The organism is Flavobacterium sp. AED (assembly GCF_000812945.1).
GTDB lineage: Bacteria > Bacteroidota > Bacteroidia > Flavobacteriales > Flavobacteriaceae > Flavobacterium.
Window position 1 is genome coordinate 1393391 of the sequence record NZ_JSYM01000001.1, and the last position, 19540, is coordinate 1412930.

A 19540-nucleotide genomic window follows, 5' to 3' on the forward strand; every position below is an offset into this window, starting at 1 on the left:
TGGTTAGTTTTCTTTAATTCATTTAATAGTTGGTTTATTTCAGTATGTTTTTAAAAGAATACTGCTATTCAAATTTTTCAAAATTTCAAATTCAACGTTTCTTTTCTTGCAAAATCTTGAATTTTCTTTTCTAATTCATAAAAAGTCTGAATGGCTCTTTCTCCGGCTTCCGTCAATCTCGCACCACCACCACCTTTGCCACCAAGTAGTTTTTCTACCAGTGGTTTTTCGGCACGTTTGTTCATTTCTTCCACTAATTGCCAAGCTTGACGATACGCCATTTTCATTTCTTTGGCTGCATTAGTGATAGAACCCGTTTTTGCGATATTCTCTAGCAACCATATCTTTCCAATGCCCAAAAAAGGACCATCAGCTTCTTCAATCCAGATTCTGACCGCTATAGTGTATTTTTTATTTTCTCCCATCAGTATGTTTTAAAAAATATAGTGAAAAGCATTTAACTACTTATTAAATAAAATTTGATAAATTTAAAGTACGTAGATTTTATTTGCAAACATAAGTATTTTTACTTAGTTTTATTTAATTATTTATTTTTTTCTTTGTCAAAGAAATAGCTTTGGTACAATGTACAATAAACGTAAATTTGCCACTCAATTTTTGTGCAACCCTTTCAGGGTTCAATAAATACCTATTATGACTTGAGTTAGCGATAGCATGACTCCATTAAAAAACAATATATAAAGAGGAATGAAATACAATCCGAACGAAATAGAGGCCAAATGGCAGAAATATTGGTTAGACAACGCAACTTTTAAAGCTGAAAATAACGCAACAAAACCTAAATATTACGTACTTGATATGTTTCCTTATCCATCTGGGGCGGGATTGCACGTAGGGCATCCACTGGGATATATCGCCTCTGATGTGTATTCAAGATACAAAAGACACCAAGGTTTTAATGTATTGCACCCTATGGGTTATGACAGTTTTGGTTTGCCTGCGGAACAATATGCCATTCAAACGGGTCAACGTCCGGAAGATACGACTTCGGTAAATATTGACGGAGGAACGGATAAAGAAGGAAATAAAATTGCGGGTTACAGAAAGCAATTGGATAAAATTGGGTTTTCCTTCGATTGGAGTAGAGAAGTGCGTACTTCAAATCCTGATTATTATAAACATACGCAATGGATTTTCATCCAATTATTCAATTCTTGGTACAATAAAAACAACGATAAAGCAGAAGATATTTCGACTTTGGTTTCCATTTTTTCAACAGAAGGAAACGCTAATGTCAATGCAGTTTGCGATGAAAATATTGAAGCTTTTTCAGCAAATGAATGGAACGCTTTCGCAAAAGAACAGCAGGAGCGAATTTTACTGCAATACAGATTGACCTATTTGGCCGAGACGGAGGTGAACTGGTGTCCGGGATTAGGAACGGTGTTGGCGAATGACGAAATTGTAAATGGTGTTTCAGAACGTGGCGGTTTTACGGTTGTTCGTAAAAAAATGACGCAATGGAGCATGCGAATTTCGGCTTATGCAGAACGTTTGTTGCAAGGATTAAATGCTATTGATTGGAGCGAAAGTATCAAGGAAAGTCAAAGAAACTGGATTGGAAAATCTGTTGGAGCAACGGTGGAATTTAATGTTCAAAATTCAGAAGCTAAAATTGCGGTTTTTACCACAAGACCTGATACCATCTTTGGAGTTACGTTTATGACTTTGGCACCAGAACACGAATTAGTTTCTCAAATTACCACTCCGGAACAAAAGGCAGCTGTTGAAGCCTATATAGAAAAAACGTCAAAACGTTCCGAAAGAGAGCGTATGGCTGATGTAAAAACCATTTCGGGAGTATTCACCGGAACGTATGCAGAACATCCGTTTACGAAAGAGTCAATTCCAGTTTGGATTGGAGATTATGTTTTGGCGGGTTACGGAACAGGTGCGGTTATGGCGGTTCCTTGTGGCGACGAAAGAGATTATGCTTTTGCGAATTTCTTCAAAGGTCAAAATGGAATGCAGGATATCAAAAACATTTTTGATAAAGATATTTCTGAAGCTGCTTTTGGAGCCAAAGAAGGTTTTCAATTAGTAGATTCTGATTTTTTAAATGGATTAGATTATAAAAAAGGAACTCAAAAAGTTATCGAAGAACTTGAAAAATTAAACCAAGGAAAAGGAAAAACGAATTACCGTTTGCGTGATGCCGTTTTCTCACGTCAACGTTATTGGGGAGAGCCGTTTCCAGTATATTATGTGAATGGCTTGCCGCAAATGATTGATGCGCAACATTTGCCAATCATCTTGCCGGAAGTAGAGAAATATTTACCAACCGAAGAAGGTTTGCCACCTTTAGGAAATGCTTTGGTTTGGGCATGGGACAGTGTTCAGTGTTCAGTGGTTAGTACTCAGTTAGTCGATAATGTGACCATATTTCCTTTAGAATTGAACACGATGCCAGGTTGGGCGGGAAGTTCATGGTATTGGATGCGTTATATGGATGCAAACAATGAAAACGAATTTGCAAGTAAAGATGCTTTGGCATACTGGGAAAGCGTGGATTTATACATTGGCGGAAGCGAGCACGCAACCGGACATTTATTGTATTCCCGTTTTTGGAACAAATTCCTAAAAGATAAAGGTTTTGCTCCAACCGAAGAACCATTCAAAAAACTGATTAATCAGGGAATGATTTTGGGCATGAGTGCATTTGTTTATAGATTAGACGGAACAAATACGTATGTTTCTAAAAATAAAATCGATGGACAAAAAGTCCAACCTATTCATGTTGACGTTTCAATGGTTAATACTTCTGATGAATTAGATATTGAAAGATTCAAAAACTGGAGAGAAGATTATAAAGATGCTATTTTTATCACAGAAGAAAACGGAAAATACATTGTAGGTCGCGAAATTGAAAAAATGTCGAAATCCAAATACAATGTGGTAACGCCAGATGATATTTGTAATGAATATGGTGCGGATACATTGCGTTTGTATGAAATGTTCTTGGGACCTTTGGAACAAGCGAAACCTTGGAACACGGCAGGAATTTCGGGAGTTTTTGGATTCTTGAAAAAACTGTGTCGTTTGTATTTTGATGAAAATGGTTTAATTGTTACCAATGACAAACCAACCAAAGACAACTTAAAATCATTACACAAAACCATCAAGAAAGTGGCGGAAGATATTGAGAGTTTCTCTTTTAATACTTCGGTTTCACAATTTATGATTTGTGTGAATGAATTGTCAACCCAAAATTGCCATTCACATGCAATCTTGGAACCATTAGCGATTGTGATTTCGCCTTATGCGCCACACATCGCGGAGGAATTATGGTCGTTATTAGGAAATACAGGTTCGATTGCAACGGTAGATTTTCCACTATTCGACGCGCAACATTTGGTAGAAAGCAGCAAAGAATATCCAGTTTCCTTCAATGGAAAAATGCGTTTCACGATGGTTTTACCTTTGGATTTAACAAAGGAACAAATCGAGGAAATTGTAATGAAAGACGAAAGAACCATCAAACAATTGGAAGGAAGAACACCAAATAAGGTGATTATCGTTCCGGGAAAAATCATTAACTTGGTGGGATAACGTCCAATATGGAGATGCACTGCAGTACGTCTTTACGATAGTATATTAAAATCCAAATTCCAAAATCATTTTTGGGATTTGGATTTTTTAGTTTCAATTCATGAAATCCATTTAATATACGTTCTATTTCAGGAATGCCAAATTGACATTGTGAAAAATTGGTTCAAAATTTGATGTTTTACTTTAAACATTTAAAACAAACAAACAAAAATATGGGAATGAGTTATTTGATTCTTGCTGGAGCAATTATGCTATTTAGCTGGTTAGTTAGTTCAAGACTGAAAAGCAAATTTGAACATTATTCTAAATTACAATTACAAAACGGAATGTCCGGTGCTGAAATTGCTGAAAAAATGCTTGCTGATAATGGAATTCGGGATGTGCGGGTAATCTCGGTTGCGGGGCAATTGACGGATCATTATAATCCTTTGGATAAAACAGTAAATTTAAGCGAGGCGGTTTATAACCAACGAAATGCTGCTGCGGCCGCTGTTGCTGCTCACGAATGCGGTCACGCGGTGCAACATGCCGTAGGATATCGATGGTTGACAATGCGTTCGCAATTAGTTCCAATCGTAAATATCGCTTCAACGTACATGCAGTGGATTTTACTGGCTGGTATTTTGATGATGAGAACTTTTCCTCAATTGTTATTGGTAGGAATCGTGATTTTCGCAGCAACAACTTTGTTCTCTATTATTACTTTACCGGTAGAATATGATGCGAGTAATCGTGCCTTGGCTTGGTTAGAAAATAAAAGAATGTTGACGCCACAAGAACAGGCTGGGGCAAAAGATTCACTAAAATGGGCTGCCAGAACGTATGTGGTTGCTGCTTTGGGGTCTATTGCAACCTTGTTGTATTATGTTTCGATATATATGGGCGGAAGAAGAAATTAGATTGTTAGATCTTTAGACAAGTAGATCTTTAGAAAATTATAGAAAGAAACCGTCTTGTTATCTTACGAGACGGTTTCCTTGTTTTAGAAATCTAACAATCTAAAAGTCCAATAATCTAAAAATCTTTTTACAGTTGAATCTGTCTATCAATTTGTTGGTCTAATGATATGAAGGTTTCTGTTCTGGAAACGCCTTCGATAGCCTGAATTTTTGTGTTGAGTAATTGGTTTCCAGGCATCTTCCATCAGGTCACGTAAATTTCTTTATCGATGTCGTCTATTTCTACTATAAACCTGAGTTCAATTTTGTTGCATAAAAAAAGCCATTCGGATTGTGAATGGCTTTTGATTGTATCTGAAAAGTAATTTTCTATTTTCCTTTATTTGCTTCTACAATGTATTTTTCCAAAGCCATCGTCATTGAAGGTGTTGCTGGTGTTGGTGCCAAGATATCTACTCTTAAACCATGATCCAACGCTTCTTTTTGTGTAGTGCTTCCAAAAACTGCAATTCGGGTATCGTTTTGCTTGAAATCCGGGAAGTTTTTAAACAATGATTTTATTCCAGTTGGACTAAAGAAAGCTAAAACGTCATAATACACATCAGCTAAATCAGACAAGTCGCTCATCACTGTTTTATAAAAAACGGCTGGAGTCCAGTCTACTTTCAATGCGTTAAGCGTTATTGGCGCGTCGGCATTTAATTGATCTGAAGCTGGTAATAAGAATTTTTCGTCTTTGTATTTTTTTATCAGTGGAGATAAATCAGCAAAATCTTTAGGACCTACGTAAATTTTACGTTTTCTATACACGACATACTTTTGCAGGTAAAAAGCAATTGCTTCCGACTGGCAAAAATATTTCAATCCTTCAGGAACTTTAAAACGCATTTCATCAGCAACTCTAAAGAAATGATCAACTGCATTCTTGCTCGTTAAAATAATTGCGGTGTAATGATTAAGATCGATTTTTTGAAGTCTAATCTCTTTTGCATTAACGCCTTCTACATGAATAAAAGGTCTGAAATCAATTTTAACTTTATGCTTTTGTTGAAGCTCAAAGTAAGGGGAATTTTCCACTTTAGGCTCAGGCTGTGACACCAAAATTGTTTTCACTTTCATATTTTGACATTTTCTATGCGCTCCCTTTTGTAAACCAATAATACATAAAATAATAGGGGGCTATTTCAAGTGCGCAAAGATATAAAATAAAATAAAACAACTTACTGAATATTAAATTTTGATAGTTTTTTATTGAAATCAAATAAGTTAATATATTTATTATCAATACTATAGCTATAATAAATAATGGAAAATTTCTTGAAATTGAGTCGTAATAAAACAAAATAATATTGATTGGCAGTATTGTTAAACCAATATAGGTTCTATAAGTAACCTTTTGAAGATTAAATTGTTCAACAAATTCTTCCATATTGAATGCCGTGGCAATAATTTTTTCTATGAGATATTTCGATAAAATAAAAAAGATAAGGAAAGTAGTTATCTGAATGTATAAAATCCAATCTGTTTTTGTGGCATATCCAAACTGACTCAACGATAGCTGAATGAAAAATGCAAATGAAATAACCTGAACAAAAAACAAAGCAATGGTAAAACCGCTTTTAAGGTGACTGCTATCTCTGTATATTTTAGTGTATTTATCTGAAAAAATTAATTTTGAAAAATCACCAAAACGGTTTTCAAAAACAGATTTAGTAACAGCAACAATAGCAAAAGACAACACAAATAAAAGTGTAGCCCAATCTTTATTTCCGGTTATCCTTGGATGAAGTACGTGTTCAATCATAGCGATACAAAATTACTATTTTTTTGCATCATTCTTTTTTATTATAAATTTATTATGAATCAAATGGCATAAAAAGTTTACTTTTGCGTTGAAATTACTCAAAAGATGAACGATTGTATTGTTATAATTCCTACCTATAACGAAATTGAAAATATCGAAAGCATTATCAGAACAGTGCTTTCTCAACACAAGCTTTTTCATGTTCTTATTATTGACGATAATTCGCCAGATGGTACTGCGGATAGAGTAGTTACGCTTCAATCTGAATTCAAAGACAGATTGTTTTTGGAAAAAAGGGCAAAAAAATCAGGCTTAGGAACTGCTTATGTACATGGGTTTAAATGGGCTTTAAAGCATACGTATGAGTTTGTTTTTGAGATGGATGCTGATTTTTCACACAATCCAAATGATTTAGAAAAACTATATAATGCATGTCATTTAGGAGATGCTGATTTAGCGATTGGCTCTAGATATGTAACAGGTGTAAATGTGGTGAACTGGCCTTTAAGCCGTGTTTTGATGTCCTATTTTGCCTCGGTTTATGTTAAATTAATAACCGGAATGAAAATTCATGATGCTACTGCAGGTTTTGTTTGTTACAAAAGAAAAGTGTTGGAAAGCATCAATTTAGATAAAATAAAATTTGTTGGATATGCCTTCCAAATTGAAATGAAATATAGGACTTACTGTAAGAAATTTCAAATTGTTGAGGTTCCCATCATTTTTACCGATAGAACAAAAGGACAATCCAAAATGAGTAATTCTATAATTATAGAAGCCGTTTTTGGGGTTATTTCCCTTAGATTAAAAAAATTAGTCAACACATTATAAGAAGAAGATACGATGAACAGGATTTTAATTAAGAATGCCAAAATAGTAAATGAAGGAACGATTTTTGAAGGCGATGTATTAATTGAAGATGACTTAATTGTTGAAATTGCGGAAAGCATAAGTGCTAAATCTTCCCAATGCAAAATCATTGATGCCGAAGGAAATTACCTAATTCCTGGAGCGATTGATGATCAGGTTCATTTTAGAGAACCGGGTCTTACTTACAAAGGGGATATAGAATCAGAATCGAAAGCTGCAGTTGCCGGAGGAATTACTTCTTACATAGAACAGCCCAATACGGTTCCAAATGCAGTAACCCAAGAAATTTTAGAAGAAAAATATAAAATTGCTGCAGAGAAATCCTATGCAAATTATTCTTTTATGATGGGTGCAACAAACGATAATTTAGAAGAAGTTCTAAAGACAAATCCGAAGAATGTTGCAGGAATAAAAATATTTTTAGGTTCATCAACCGGGAATATGTTGGTGGATAACGAAGCTACTTTAGAAAAAATATTCTCCAGTACGCCAATGCTTATTGCAGTTCATTGTGAGGATGAAACGACCATCAAAAACAATCTTGAAAAATACAAAGAAGAGTTTGGAGAAGATGTCCCGGTAACGGTTCATCACCTAATTAGAAGTGAAGAAGCGTGTTATATTTCGTCTTCAAAAGCAATTGCTTTGGCTAAGAAAACAGGTGCTCGTTTGCATATTTTTCATCTTTCGACAGCTAAAGAAATGGATTTGTTTACCAATAAAATCCCATTGGAAGACAAGAAAATTACTGCTGAAGTTTGCGTTCATCATTTATGGTTTACTAATGATGATTATGCAACCAAAGGCAATTTAATCAAATGGAATCCAGCGGTAAAAACTGCCAATGACCGAAAAGTACTTTGGGAAGCCTTGCTTGATGACCGAATTGATGTGATTGCAACCGATCACGCGCCACATACACTGGAAGAGAAAAAACTACCGTATCTAAAAGCTCCTTCTGGTGGGCCATTAGTACAACATGCCGTTGTCGCTATGTTTGAAGCGCATCACCAAGGTAAAATCAGCATTGAAAAAATTGTTGAAAAAATGTGCCATAATCCGGCTAAGATTTTCAAAATAGAAAAGCGTGGTTTTATAAAAGAAGGGTATTATGCGGATTTGGTTATTATAAATTCAGGTTTGCCGTGGAGTGTTAAAAAAGAAAATATTCTTGCTAAATGCGGATGGTCACCATTTGAAGGATTTACGTTTAAATCCAGAATAACACATACTTTTGTAAATGGACAATTAGTGTATACTGCTTTCAAAGTAAAAGAAATTCGTGCAGGGAAACGATTGTTATTTGATAGATAAAAAGGTAGGATATGAAGAAAGTAATAGCATTTTTAGCGATTGTTGCGGTACTTATAAGCTGTAAGGATGAGGTATTAAAAAAACCAAATAAGCTTATAGAAAAAGACGAAATGATCAATATTATGTATGATTTATCGCTTTTGGAAGCTATTAAATACCAAAATCCGACCTCTTTAGATACCTTTAAAATAAATCCTAAAATATATATTTATAAAAAGTATAAGGTTGACAGTCTGCAATTTTCTAAAAGTAATACTTATTATGCTTCTAATTATGAGGAATATGCAAATATTATTGATCAAGTAAACGATAGGTTGACTAAAAATAAAAAAGCAATAACTGCTTTAATTAAGGCTGAAGAGAAAAAGAATAAGAAGAAAAAACCAGTTGAAAAATCCGTTTCACCTACCAGTAAAATGATAGATTCATTGGAAATTAACCAAAGAAAAAGGCTTTAGTTATAAAGCTGAAATTTCTTTGATGTATTGATCAATATCTAAAAACTCCGTTGTTAAAATAGTTGTAACTTTCTCATTGGAATATTCATTTTTGGAGTAAGATGCTTTTGCTGTAGCGCTAGTTAGTTGTCTTTTTTGCATGAAAATATTCGATAGTATCCAGTCTATTCTCCAGTAAATTTCCATAAATAACGGTTTCGCATGAATGGTAGGTCTTTTTGTAAGAAGAGAATCAGCAATAGTGTTTAATACATCTCGAAAAACCATATTTTGGGCAATTAATGTAAATCGTTCATTATGAATTTCACTTTTCATTAATTGAGTTGCGATGCGTACAACATCTGGTACAGCAACAAATCCATTACTTCCTAAGGTGTAAAATGATAATCCTTTTTTCACTTTGGTAAAAAGTTGCCCGCTTCCCTGTTCCCAAAAACCAGGGCCAATAATTATACCAGGATTTAGAATTATGACTTCTAATCCTTCCTGTTGCCCACGCCATATTTCCATTTCGGCACCGTATTTAGAAATTGCATAATCGCTGTGTGGTTTTTCGGGATTCCATTCGGTTTCCTCCGTAACTACTTTTTCGTGGGAAGCTAAATCGCCAAGGGCGGCAGTTGAACTGATAAAGCACAGTTTTTTTATAGCATTGGCAATGCAAAAATTGACAATATTTGCGGTTCCTTCAATATTGATTTTTCGAATTAAATCTTCGTCTTTTGGATCGAAAGAAATCAAAGCGGCGCAATGATAAACATAATTGATTCCCTCAAAAGCATTTTCTAACGCAGGAATGTCAGTGATATCCGCTTGAATCCATTCGATAGCATCAAATAAATCGTGCTTTTTGTATAGATTAAATAGATTTTTAGTCTTTTCGATACTTTTTGTATTGCGATAAATAGCACGGACATTTTCTCCACTTTCAATTAAATGAAGCAATACATGCGCACCTACTAAACCAGTTCCTCCTGTGACTAAAATCATTTGGTAAAGATAATAGATTGTTCGATTTTATAGAGATAGATTTTCAAATTATGCAATTAAAACTATCTTTGTGCAAATTGATTTTTATAAAATGAAAAATATTATTTCCGAATTACAATGGCGCGGTTTAGTTCACGATATCATGCCTGGGACTGAAGAGCAACTTCTAAAAGAAATGACAACCACTTACATCGGATTTGATCCAACATCGGATTCCTTACATATTGGAAGCCTGGTGCCTATAATTCTTTTGGTTCATTTGAAAAATTTTGGACACAAACCTATTGCATTGGTTGGTGGAGCTACAGGAATGATTGGGGATCCATCCGGTAAATCTGATGAGAGAAATCTCTTGGATGAAGCTACTTTGAACCATAATGTAGAAGGAATAAAAAGTGTTTTGTCTCGTTTTTTAGATTTTAATTCGAATGAAATAAATGCGCCTGTTCTGGTAAATAATTACGATTGGATGAAGAATTTGTCATTCATTAATTTCGCTCGTGACGTGGGTAAAAGAATCACCGTGAATTATATGATGGCCAAAGATTCTGTAAAGAAAAGATTGTCTGGCGAAGGTGAAGGGATGTCTTTTACCGAGTTTACCTACCAATTAATTCAAGGATATGATTTTTACCATTTGCATAAAGAATACAATTGTTTGTTACAAATGGGAGGTTCAGACCAATGGGGAAATATTACAACCGGAACCGAATTAGTAAGACGAATGAATTCAGAAGGAGCCAAAGCATATGCGATGACTTGTCCGTTAATTACAAAAGCTGACGGTTCAAAATTTGGAAAATCCGAAGGAGGTAATGTTTGGTTGACGGCTGATAAAACGTCGGTTTATAAATTTTACCAGTTTTGGTTGAATACCACGGATGTTGATGCAGAGAAATATATTAAGATTTTTACTTTTTTAGACAAAGAAACAATAGATGCGCTAATAGAAGAACATAAAACGGCTCCGCATTTAAGAGTTTTACAACGAAGACTGGCTGAAGAGTTAACGGTTTTTGTTCATTCGAAAGAAGATTTAGAAAAAGCAATTAAAGCCTCTAATATTTTGTTTGGAAATGCCACTGCCGATGATTTGAAACAATTAGACGAAGCGACTTTCTTAGAAGTTTTTGAAGGTGTTCCGCAGGCTGAAATTGCCAGAAATGAGATTGAAGCAGGAATTGATATTGTTGCTGTTTTGAATGAAAAAACTGGTTTTATGAAATCGAATGGAGAAGCAAGACGTGCTTTGAATGCAAATTCTATTTCAGTAAATAAAGAAAAAGTTGCCGAAGATTTTATACTTTCGACCAAAGATTTAATCAACAATCAATTTGTATTGTTGCAAAGTGGAAAGAAAAATTATTTTGTGGTGAGAGTTGTTTAATTGTTGAATCGTTAATTCGGTTAACCGATTAAACAAATTAACGATTAACCTTTTTACAAGATCATCAAGTTACAACCTCGAATATCAGAATTATCAAAACGTCCCAATACCTCGAAAGAGTTGTTGGGATTTTTTTATATCGCATTAAATAATTATTATTAAAGTGAATATCACTGAAAGCGGGTATTTTTATTACAACTTGCATTCAATATATTTGTTAAAGCATTCTTTGAAAAAATATTACTAACTTTAACCAAATAAGCTATGAAAAGAGTTTTAACGAAAATTAAATTATTATCCTTGTTAATTTTAATGTTTTCTATGACGAATTGTCAAGTAGAGGAAAACGGTATAAAAGAAAATAGCACAATTGCAAAACAAATTCAAATTACCGAGAAGACGTTTGATGAATTAATAATGGAAAATGAATTTAAATATGTTTTTCAAAAATTACCATATATGAATTCTACAAAACAGGGAAAAGGATTTAAACTCAGTAATGAAGATTATGAAATAGCAAATCAGCCTGCGAAAATTATTTAACATCAGAATAAAATTTCTTACACTTTTTTAATCACTAGAGAAAATAATAATAATTCATTTTTTGAAAATCTCGTAATTGAAATAGATAGTTCTAAAAATTCAAAAGCCTTTATAATAAAATACATTCCAACTAAACTAATCCATAAATTAAAAAATCAAGTGGATTTTGAAGGTGAAATTGAAGTGAAATCTATCAATAAGAATAGCGAACTGGCTAAGAGCAATACACAAAGCACATTTTGTTTTACGGAAGTTGTTTCGGCCTGTTCTGGTGATCCTTGGGATTGTGGGGGTGCAATTTGTGGATATTATTCTCGAACTACATGTGTTACTTTAGGCGGCTCTTCAGGAGCTATAAGTTTTGGCACTGCAAGTACTAGTAGTTATATTGGCACTGGCTCAGGTGGAGGTTATGCAAGTTCTAATTCAGTAATAACATCGCCAAACTTACCAAGTGGTGACGCAGTAATAACGAAACAGTACAATACTTTTTTGACTACTTTAAATAAAACTCAATATTATTTTTTAGGACTAAATCCACCATTTAATGAACAAATAACAAATTACTTAATAGAAAATGAATTTACTTATGCTAGTAGGATAATTGCAAAAGAGCTAATAAACACAGCAATGAATACCTCTGATGCTACTTTTGCTTATAATGTAATCATTGACCCATCATTTCAAAACAATCCATGTTTATATGGAGTATATACAAAACTTGGAGGGGCTCCAACTTTTCAGAATTATTTAAAAAAGTTTGATGGAGATTTTTCTGTGGCTAATTTGAAATTGAGTGCAGGGGCTATCCCTGTACCTAATAATGAAGCTAGTGCCGCAACTTTTGAACCTATAAATTATTTAATTGAAATTAGGTTCAACCCATTAAAGTTAGGTTCGCCACAATTAAATATTGCCAGAACTTTTATTCATGAAATGTTACATGCCGAAATGTATAGAAAACTATTGTCTCTTGCTAATCAAGGAAGCATTCCTTGGTCTGCAGATTTTATAAAGAGCATAAAAGATGATTATCCTGGAATTGCCGATTATTATACGCGATATAAATATAATGTGCCTACGGGACAGCAACCTTCTGTAGCTCAACACGAATTAATGGCTCAACATTCTAGAGAAATAATCATTCAAGTTTTACAACAATTTGACAATAATGCACACACTTTGGACTTTTATAATGCGCTTTCTTGGATAGGATTAATGGGTAGTGGGGGCAATCCAAGTACTGTTACTGGTCTTCCTCCCCATCCGACTATAGCTTGGCAAAACATACCAGAAATCAATAGAAAACAAATACTAGATATTTACTATAACTTTATAAACACAAATCCGCCATGCCAATAATAAGAAGAATATTCGTTTTATTTTGTTTAGTTCGTTTTTGTTTATCTTTTTCTCAAGAAATAAAAAAGCAAGAATCGACAACTGTTTTTATTGATTTAAAAGATAAATCGATAGCTAGTTATAGCATAAATAAAGCTGTAACAAAGGCTCAATTTAACTTTTATTACAAAGGCTATGAAACAAAGCAAGCAAGAGATAAAGGCTTAAAAAAATTCAGAAACGATCCTGAAAACAGTTTAAACGAACCCTCTTTCACATATACTCTGTATAGTTCGTCTTGTTTTTCCTCGAATCCCAAACCACCCGAAAAAATATATACTTTGAAAGGAGTAGATTATATCACACTAGAGAAGTTCAGAGAAAACAATTTACAATCATCAAGCAGAGTATATATACTTCATAAGTTAAAAAACGGAACTTATTTGAAATGGGAGACGTCTATGATAGACTTTAATTGATTTAGACAAGTATCAGTAATTCGGGTTAAAGAACCATCAAATTACAACCTCGGATATCCGAATTATCAAAACGTCCCAATACCTCGAAAGAGTTGTTGGGATCTTTTTTGCCTAAATCCTGCGTAGCGATAAACGAACAGGAATTGATATTGGCCAAATCAATCACGTTGATTCCTCCAGTTTTACCGTTGACTACATAAGTCAAAGCATCTTCGGTGTCGCGAATGAGGATTTGCATCCAAGAAGGGCACTCAAATAAGCCATTTCCTAAAGAATACGCCTGGGATAATAATTCGGTCATCCCGTATTCTGAATGAATGGCTGAAACGCCAAATCCTTTGCACAATTGTTCGTGTAATTCTTCCCGAATCATTTCTTTTCGTTTGCCTTTCATTCCACCCGTTTCCATGATTATGGTATTTTGCAGTTGGAATTGGTGTTTCTCAATCAAATCTAACAAAGCATAAGTGACTCCAATCAAAATGACATTTTGACCGGCTTGGTCCAGAGCAATGAGTTTCGCTATAAGTTCGTCATGATTGTGCAGGTAAAAACCGCTTTCCAGATGATTGGAAAGTGTTATCAAATCTTCAACCATGTAAATCAAAGAGGAGCCTTCTCTTTCTAAATAAGAAGGAAGTAAAGCCAAAACAACATAATCCTCGATGTTCCCATAAAACTGAGAAAATCCTTTGCGGTAGCTTTCTTCATATATGGAAGCGTCAGTGACTAAATGCTTGCTGGTAATCATTCCGGTTGTCCCGCTACTGGTAAATGTTTCTTCAATCGCATCTGTATTAGAAACAACTTGGTGGCTCTTGAAAAATTGTATTGGTAAAAAGGGAATTTGAGATAATGATTTTACTTTGTGAGGATCTGTTTTTAAAAAATTACAAAATTCCTGATACACCTTATTATTTTCGTATTGAAAACGAAACACTTTTAAAGCGACTTTCTCAAACTGTTTTTGACTGGAAATAGCAAATATGTCGGTAGTTGGAATCAAGAATTTTTTTTACAAAAGTAAGTAAAAAATTTGTAGACACTTAAGCATTCAAAGTCTTTGCAAGCACTTTACTCAATTTAATAAATAGCAGTACTATTTTATAAAAAAAGCCCCAATAGAATTGGAGCTTTTGAATTTGTCAGTTATAGATTATTATCGAACAATTAATTTTCTTGTGGCAGATGCATCATTTTCATTAATTTTTATGATATAAACACCTGAAGTAAGATTTGAAACATTTAGTTCTCTTGAACTCAGCATTGTTTGAAGTACTTTTTTTCCTAAAACATCAAAGATAATGATTTCTTTATCTAAGTCATTTTTTGAAGTAATGTAAACTTTGCCATTGCTCACGGGGTTCGGGTACAAGCTTAAGCCTTCTATCGAAGCAGTTTCTTGTGTTCTTGGCTGTTGTTTGTTTTCCTGAGCGGAAAGGCTCACAGAAAAGAAAAAAACCAATAAGATAGTAATATAAAAGTAGTTTTTCGCCATGATTTCGATTTGTTATGTAAATATATAAAAAATATTTCAAATATTGTACCACAAAAAAAAACACCTCTCATAAAGAGAGGTGTTTAGCTATTATTTTTCGAATTTTTTTACTAAAAACTATTTAATTAAGCTAGTACCACCAACAGTTGCCCATGCACCAGCTGTTAATGAAGCACCGGTAGCAGTTGTAGTTGTTGCAAAATTTCCAACTGGGAAATTAACTACAATACTTGAAGTTGCTCCTACAGGTACAATTTGTGAAGTTGAAGAGATGGTTACATTAGTTAATTTTATTTTTGATCCATTAACTTGATTCGTGTTTGTCGTAGCATCTTGAATTTTTACTGCAGCACCTTTGTAAATAGTTGTCCCTTCAGTATAGTCTCCGTATCCTGAGATAATGATATTGCTATAATCTCCATTTCCTTCTTTTTTGAATTGGAAAGCATCAACTTGAACATCACCAGCAACTTCTGGTACACATCCTGCTTCTCTTTTTAAAGTGATATTAATAACTTTTGGCCAGAATGCATTGTTGTTGTTAGAACATTCGATTTCCATTCCGAAATTTCCTTTACCCGTTTGGTAAGCATACCAGTTAGAGTTGTTTTGACCTTGCCATCCATCTTGCCAGTCAAAAGCATCATCATAGTTACCATAAGAAATAGCGTTTGTCATACTTACAGTTCCTCCAAAAAATTCATATCCATCATCAGCACCTTTGTAAGAAACTAAGTGGTCTAATGTTGTTCCAGAACCTACTGAATAGAATGTAAATCCATTATTTTCTTTTGTTCCATCAGCTAATTTTGCACCAGCATATTCAACTCTTGCATAGTTCAATGAACCTCCGTTGTGAGCTGCATTTGTTCCTCCGTAAGGCAATGCATTTCCATCTTCTGAAGTAGAAGTAGTTACACCACCAATTGCTTTTATTGGAGCATCACCATAGATGATAATTCCTCCCCAAGAACCTGGAGTTGCAGATGCTTCTGTAAATACAACTGGTTTGTCAGCTGTACCGTTAATGTTTAATTTTCCTCCGTTTAAAACAACAAATGCGTTGTCTCCTGTAGTTTTGTTTGCTGTAATTGTAGAACCTGCATCGAAAGTTACGGTTACTCCTGAAGCAACTTTAACAATACCTTTTAAAGTATAATTTCCATATGCAAAAGTTTTATTTGCAGTTATTGTACCTGTGATTTCGCCTGTTGCCGGTGGTGTAACAGGAATTGGACTGTCACTACTTGAGCAAGAATTTAGAAATAACCCTGTAGCAAGTGCTAAAGCAAAAAATTTAGTTTTCATAGTTTATTGTATTATTTATTGTTTTTTATTTTTGTCAAAATTATAGGATAACTTCACAAAGGGTGTTAGCCGAATATTACAATACGGTTACTAAAAAACTACCAAAATGTGAAGCGAATGTTAAGGGTGTTACGTGAGTTTTAAGCATAAAAAAAGCCCTAAATAAATTAGAGCTTTTGGTATTAAATAGGGTATGTGTTAAAAAGTGTATCCTAAGTTTATAGAGAACCCTCTTCCTTTTTTATAACTGTTTGTTATGGTTGAATTTTCAACTATAATTGAAGTCCCGCTATTTCCTTGTTCGGATTTACGTATTGGATCAAGTAGATTGTCAGCACTGAATTTTAAATCAAAATGATCTGATAATTTGCTGCTCCAAATAAAATCCAACTGTTGCACCGGCAGTTCATAAATATGGTCTAATCCCCCTGTTCCAACAGCATAAATTCTTTTTCCAAATACAGAATAAACTAATGAAACCGTGTTACTCCAAGATTCGCTTAAGTCAAATTGGTATTTTAAATCAGAGTTGATTAACCATTTTGAAGCTCCTTGTAGTTCTCTATTTTTAAAGGTTTCGATTGATGTTGTTACATTACCGTCACTATCAGTAGTGGTTGGTTTCACATCTACTTTCGTATGCATTAAAGAAGTGTTGAACCCAAAAGAGAAATCAGTTAAGCTTTCGTCAATTCTTGCAAAATCGAATAGGAGTTCAATTTCTGCTCCATATAAAACTGCATTGTCTGAATTTAAATAAGTCGTGATAGTTGAATTTGCAGCATTAGAGATGAATGTTCTTTCAATAGGCTGATCTATTTTTTTACCGAACAATCCAAGTACTAAAACTTCTTTTGATGTTGGGAATAATTCATATTTTAAATCAACATTGTAGTTGCTGCTATTTTTTAAAAACGGATTTCCTTTTGTTGAAGTTCCATCAGCATTGATATACTCTATAGGATAAGATTCCATTACTACCGGTCTTGTATATGTTTTTCCAGTAGCAAAACGCAGATTCGAATTTTCATTCAAACCATATTTCACATTTAAAGCGGGTAAAACATACAAGTTGTCATATTTTAAAGTTTTAAATGGGTCTGAGAAAGAACCTTGAGTTCTGTACTTAGTTTCTCTCATCGTACTTTCTAAACGAATTCCTCCGTTTACTTCCCATTTTTCACCAAACTTGTAAAGTAAGTTAGCATAACCTGCATTGGCAGTTTCTTTTAATTTTGCTTGATATGTTGCATTAGAACTTTCTCTAAAACTAATAGCATTTGAGGCTAAATAACCATTTAATTGCGTGTCCAATGAATTTAATGGTGCTGTAAAGCTGTTTGGAGCACTATTATTTACCGGTGTAATAAAACGATAGGATGAGGTCATGTCAGACATGTTTCCATTGTATCCAGCCGTAAAAATATTATTTTTTTCAGTTTTACCAAATTTCAACGTGTATTCTCCTAATCCTGAAAAATAAGAATCACCAGAAATATCCAAATACTGTTTGATAAAGTTATTTCCGGCAACAGAAACTAAAATATCGTCTGTTCCTGATTTTGTTCCTGAAAAGAATTTTCTGTCTGGTTGCGCATACTTAGTAATCGCATAGGAAACTGCCGCTTTTATATTTTGACTTTTATCTTCATTCAATGCATATTCGCCCAATAATTGGTTGTTTAAATAATTAGATTCGTCTAATTGATTGGTTCTAATTAAAGTTTTATTGTTGCTTGAGTTTGAATCCGCTACTCCAAATTGGTCTTTAACCAAATTTTCAGTTGTTCTGATGAAAAGGGTATTGTAAGAAAGTTTCAGTCTATTTGTGGTGTAGTTTAATCCTACTAAAGAAGACAGTGATGTTTTATATCGGTATTCAGTATTGTCAAAGTCATTTCTATAAGTAAATCCAGAAGGATTGTTTGTGAAAGTTCTTTCCACTCCGTTTCTAATCGAATAATTATTGTCAAAATTAATCGAAAGTAAGTAAGAAAAAGTCTTGTCGTCTTTTAGGTTAAATTTTTCGGAATGAAGAAAACCAATGCTTGAATTCAAAGGGCTGTTTATTTTTGAAACATCAAATCCACTTTTAAAAGACCTCAAAGATTCATCTGCAGTAAGCGTGTAACTTGAAGGTGTATTTCCCAATAATCCGGGAATTTTTCTGTCGTTTCCGGTCAAGCCAAATAATCCTTTGGTAGAATTTGCGTCTTTAGAAATTAAAAACTGTTCTAAATTGTTATTTACAGTGTAGCCAACTCCAACATTCAATTTGGTTACACTTTTCGAACCTTTAGAAGTTTGGATATTAAAAGTACCTCCGGCAAAATCACCATAAATATTAGGGTTAAACGTTTTGTATACTTCAATAACACCTACAATATCGGTAGAAAATAAGTCTAACGGAATAATTTTTTTGAAAGGATTGTTAGTCGGCGCAGCAAGGTCGTTTATCAGTAAATTGTTGTATCGGTCTTCCAGTCCACGTACAAATAGACCTCTCGAACCTACTTTTGTAATTCCTGTTATTTTGGTAAGTCCTTCCTCTACATCGCTAACTCCTTTACGAGCCATTTCTTGAGCACCTATACTTTGCTTTATTACAACGGCTTTCTTTTGGTCAAGTAATAATACCGTTTCTTTTTCTCTGCTTGCCGTGTTCTTTATAATAACATCTTCCAGTTTGTAACTTCCTGAACCAATCGCTTGATTTAGATTTACAGTTTCATTTGCTACTACAGTTACAGGAATTTCTACAGATTCATACCCTACGAAACTGAATTGTACCGTATAATTACCAGGGGCCATAGCGATAGTATATTTCCCATCAATATCAGTATTGGTTGCTATTTTGGTTCCTTTTATAAGTACATTAGCAAAAGGTAAGGATTGATTGTTAGCATCTTTATCAGTTAGGATTCCAGAAACGGTACCTTTATTCTGTGAAAAAGAAAAAGTTGTAATTAATAATGCTATAAACAATATTCTAAATTTCATTTTTGTTTGTTTTATTTTTATGCAAAGTAATGCCCGTTTTGTAAAGTAAAAGTTACTTGATTATTACCATTTAGTTTCG

At 33.8% G+C, this 19540-nt stretch carries 17 protein-coding genes and 1 pseudogene; 9 read left to right on the forward strand and 9 right to left on the reverse strand.

The window, feature by feature from the left end; all coding sequences use genetic code 11:
• Window positions 1-77: 77 nt before the first annotated feature.
• Window positions 78-425: a winged helix-turn-helix domain-containing protein gene (locus OA85_RS06185; RefSeq protein WP_039108619.1), complete on the reverse strand. Its 348-nt coding sequence runs from the start codon at window positions 423-425 to the stop codon at window positions 78-80.
• Between the two features lie 283 nt (window positions 426-708).
• Between OA85_RS06185 and leuS the strand changes: the two genes are divergently transcribed.
• Window positions 709-3570 carry a leucine--tRNA ligase gene (gene leuS, locus OA85_RS06190; RefSeq protein ID WP_039108621.1) on the forward strand — a complete coding sequence of 954 codons (2862 nt, stop codon included), beginning with the start codon at window positions 709-711 and terminating at the stop codon, window positions 3568-3570.
• Between the two features lie 212 nt (window positions 3571-3782).
• A complete protein-coding gene (locus tag OA85_RS06195) occupies window positions 3783-4469 on the forward strand; it encodes a zinc metallopeptidase (RefSeq protein WP_156129438.1) in 687 nt (228 codons plus the stop codon).
• Window positions 4470-4596: 127 nt separating this feature from the next.
• Here OA85_RS06195 and OA85_RS17600 read toward each other — a convergent pair.
• The 3 genes and pseudogenes from OA85_RS17600 to OA85_RS06205 form a co-directional block, all read right to left on the reverse strand.
• Window positions 4597-4695 (reverse strand): annotated as a pseudogene (locus tag OA85_RS17600) (transcriptional regulator); the annotation flags it as partial.
• A 143-nt stretch (window positions 4696-4838) separates the two neighbouring features.
• Window positions 4839-5588 carry a uroporphyrinogen-III synthase gene (locus tag OA85_RS06200; RefSeq protein WP_039108622.1) on the reverse strand — a complete coding sequence of 250 codons (750 nt, stop codon included), beginning with the start codon at window positions 5586-5588 and terminating at the stop codon, window positions 4839-4841.
• Between the two features lie 13 nt (window positions 5589-5601).
• Window positions 5602-6273 carry a DUF4271 domain-containing protein gene (locus OA85_RS06205; RefSeq protein WP_039108623.1) on the reverse strand — a complete coding sequence of 224 codons (672 nt, stop codon included), beginning with the start codon at window positions 6271-6273 and terminating at the stop codon, window positions 5602-5604.
• A gap of 105 nt (window positions 6274-6378) precedes the next feature.
• Here OA85_RS06205 and OA85_RS06210 point away from each other — a divergent pair, with 105 nt between their 5' ends.
• Genes OA85_RS06210 through OA85_RS06220 form a run of 3 tightly spaced genes read left to right on the forward strand, consistent with a single transcriptional unit; the run spans window position 6379 to window position 8915 of the window.
• Entirely contained in the window at window positions 6379-7104 is a 726-nt protein-coding gene (locus OA85_RS06210; protein ID WP_039108624.1) for a polyprenol monophosphomannose synthase, read from the forward strand.
• Window positions 7105-7116: 12 nt separating this feature from the next.
• Window positions 7117-8457: a dihydroorotase gene (locus OA85_RS06215; RefSeq protein WP_039108625.1), complete on the forward strand. Its 1341-nt coding sequence runs from the start codon at window positions 7117-7119 to the stop codon at window positions 8455-8457.
• Between the two features lie 11 nt (window positions 8458-8468).
• Complete coding sequence (locus OA85_RS06220) at window positions 8469-8915, forward strand: DUF4296 domain-containing protein (RefSeq protein ID WP_039108627.1); 447 nt, start codon at window positions 8469-8471, stop codon at window positions 8913-8915.
• On the opposite strand, the gene OA85_RS06225 is transcribed toward OA85_RS06220, so the two are convergent.
• The gene (locus OA85_RS06225; protein WP_039108628.1) at window positions 8916-9905 is read right to left on the reverse strand and encodes an NAD-dependent epimerase/dehydratase family protein; all 990 of its coding nucleotides are present in this window, start codon (window positions 9903-9905) and stop codon (window positions 8916-8918) included.
• A 91-nt stretch (window positions 9906-9996) separates the two neighbouring features.
• Between OA85_RS06225 and tyrS the strand changes: the two genes are divergently transcribed.
• The 4 genes from tyrS (at window position 9997) to OA85_RS06245 (ending at window position 13655) form a co-directional block, all read left to right on the forward strand.
• Window positions 9997-11292: a tyrosine--tRNA ligase gene (tyrS, locus tag OA85_RS06230; RefSeq protein ID WP_039108630.1), complete on the forward strand. Its 1296-nt coding sequence runs from the start codon at window positions 9997-9999 to the stop codon at window positions 11290-11292.
• Between the two features lie 264 nt (window positions 11293-11556).
• Complete coding sequence (locus tag OA85_RS06235; protein WP_039108631.1) at window positions 11557-11835, forward strand: hypothetical protein; 279 nt, start codon at window positions 11557-11559, stop codon at window positions 11833-11835.
• 159 nt (window positions 11836-11994) lie between these two features.
• Window positions 11995-13197: a hypothetical protein gene (locus OA85_RS06240; RefSeq protein WP_039108633.1), complete on the forward strand. Its 1203-nt coding sequence runs from the start codon at window positions 11995-11997 to the stop codon at window positions 13195-13197.
• Window positions 13188-13655: a hypothetical protein gene (locus OA85_RS06245; protein WP_039108634.1), complete on the forward strand. Its 468-nt coding sequence runs from the start codon at window positions 13188-13190 to the stop codon at window positions 13653-13655. Before OA85_RS06240 ends, OA85_RS06245 begins: the two co-directional genes overlap by 10 nt.
• 25 nt (window positions 13656-13680) lie before the next feature.
• On the opposite strand, the gene OA85_RS06250 is transcribed toward OA85_RS06245, so the two are convergent.
• From OA85_RS06250 to OA85_RS06265, 4 genes are all read right to left on the reverse strand, one after another.
• On the reverse strand, window positions 13681-14661 hold the full coding sequence (locus tag OA85_RS06250) for an acyltransferase (RefSeq protein ID WP_039108635.1): 981 nt from the start codon (window positions 14659-14661) through the stop codon (window positions 13681-13683).
• A 153-nt stretch (window positions 14662-14814) separates the two neighbouring features.
• A complete protein-coding gene (locus OA85_RS06255; RefSeq protein ID WP_039108636.1) occupies window positions 14815-15153 on the reverse strand; it encodes a T9SS type A sorting domain-containing protein in 339 nt (112 codons plus the stop codon).
• 117 nt (window positions 15154-15270) lie between these two features.
• The gene (locus OA85_RS06260) at window positions 15271-16461 is read right to left on the reverse strand and encodes a hypothetical protein (protein ID WP_039108638.1); all 1191 of its coding nucleotides are present in this window, start codon (window positions 16459-16461) and stop codon (window positions 15271-15273) included.
• Between the two features lie 198 nt (window positions 16462-16659).
• Complete coding sequence (locus OA85_RS06265) at window positions 16660-19461, reverse strand: TonB-dependent receptor (protein WP_052257156.1); 2802 nt, start codon at window positions 19459-19461, stop codon at window positions 16660-16662.
• Between the last annotated feature and the right edge of the window lie 79 nt (window positions 19462-19540).

Excerpts from the sequence above, each read along its gene's own strand:
- OA85_RS06185 (WP_039108619.1), bottom strand. The coding sequence starts at position 425 with ATGGGAGAAAATAAAAAATACACTATAGCGGTCAGAATCTGGATTGAA.
- leuS (WP_039108621.1), top strand. The coding sequence starts at position 709 with ATGAAATACAATCCGAACGAAATAGAGGCCAAATGGCAGAAATATTGG.
- OA85_RS06195 (WP_156129438.1), top strand. The coding sequence starts at position 3,783 with ATGGGAATGAGTTATTTGATTCTTGCTGGAGCAATTATGCTATTTAGC.
- OA85_RS06200 (WP_039108622.1), bottom strand. The coding sequence starts at position 5,588 with ATGAAAGTGAAAACAATTTTGGTGTCACAGCCTGAGCCTAAAGTGGAA.
- OA85_RS06205 (WP_039108623.1), bottom strand. The coding sequence starts at position 6,273 with ATGATTGAACACGTACTTCATCCAAGGATAACCGGAAATAAAGATTGG.
- OA85_RS06210 (WP_039108624.1), top strand. The coding sequence starts at position 6,379 with ATGAACGATTGTATTGTTATAATTCCTACCTATAACGAAATTGAAAAT.
- OA85_RS06215 (WP_039108625.1), top strand. The coding sequence starts at position 7,117 with ATGAACAGGATTTTAATTAAGAATGCCAAAATAGTAAATGAAGGAACG.
- OA85_RS06220 (WP_039108627.1), top strand. The coding sequence starts at position 8,469 with ATGAAGAAAGTAATAGCATTTTTAGCGATTGTTGCGGTACTTATAAGC.
- OA85_RS06225 (WP_039108628.1), bottom strand. The coding sequence starts at position 9,905 with ATGATTTTAGTCACAGGAGGAACTGGTTTAGTAGGTGCGCATGTATTG.
- tyrS (WP_039108630.1), top strand. The coding sequence starts at position 9,997 with ATGAAAAATATTATTTCCGAATTACAATGGCGCGGTTTAGTTCACGAT.
- OA85_RS06235 (WP_039108631.1), top strand. The coding sequence starts at position 11,557 with ATGAAAAGAGTTTTAACGAAAATTAAATTATTATCCTTGTTAATTTTA.
- OA85_RS06245 (WP_039108634.1), top strand. The coding sequence starts at position 13,188 with ATGCCAATAATAAGAAGAATATTCGTTTTATTTTGTTTAGTTCGTTTT.
- OA85_RS06255 (WP_039108636.1), bottom strand. The coding sequence starts at position 15,153 with ATGGCGAAAAACTACTTTTATATTACTATCTTATTGGTTTTTTTCTTT.
- OA85_RS06260 (WP_039108638.1), bottom strand. The coding sequence starts at position 16,461 with ATGAAAACTAAATTTTTTGCTTTAGCACTTGCTACAGGGTTATTTCTA.
- OA85_RS06265 (WP_052257156.1), bottom strand. The coding sequence starts at position 19,461 with ATGAAATTTAGAATATTGTTTATAGCATTATTAATTACAACTTTTTCT.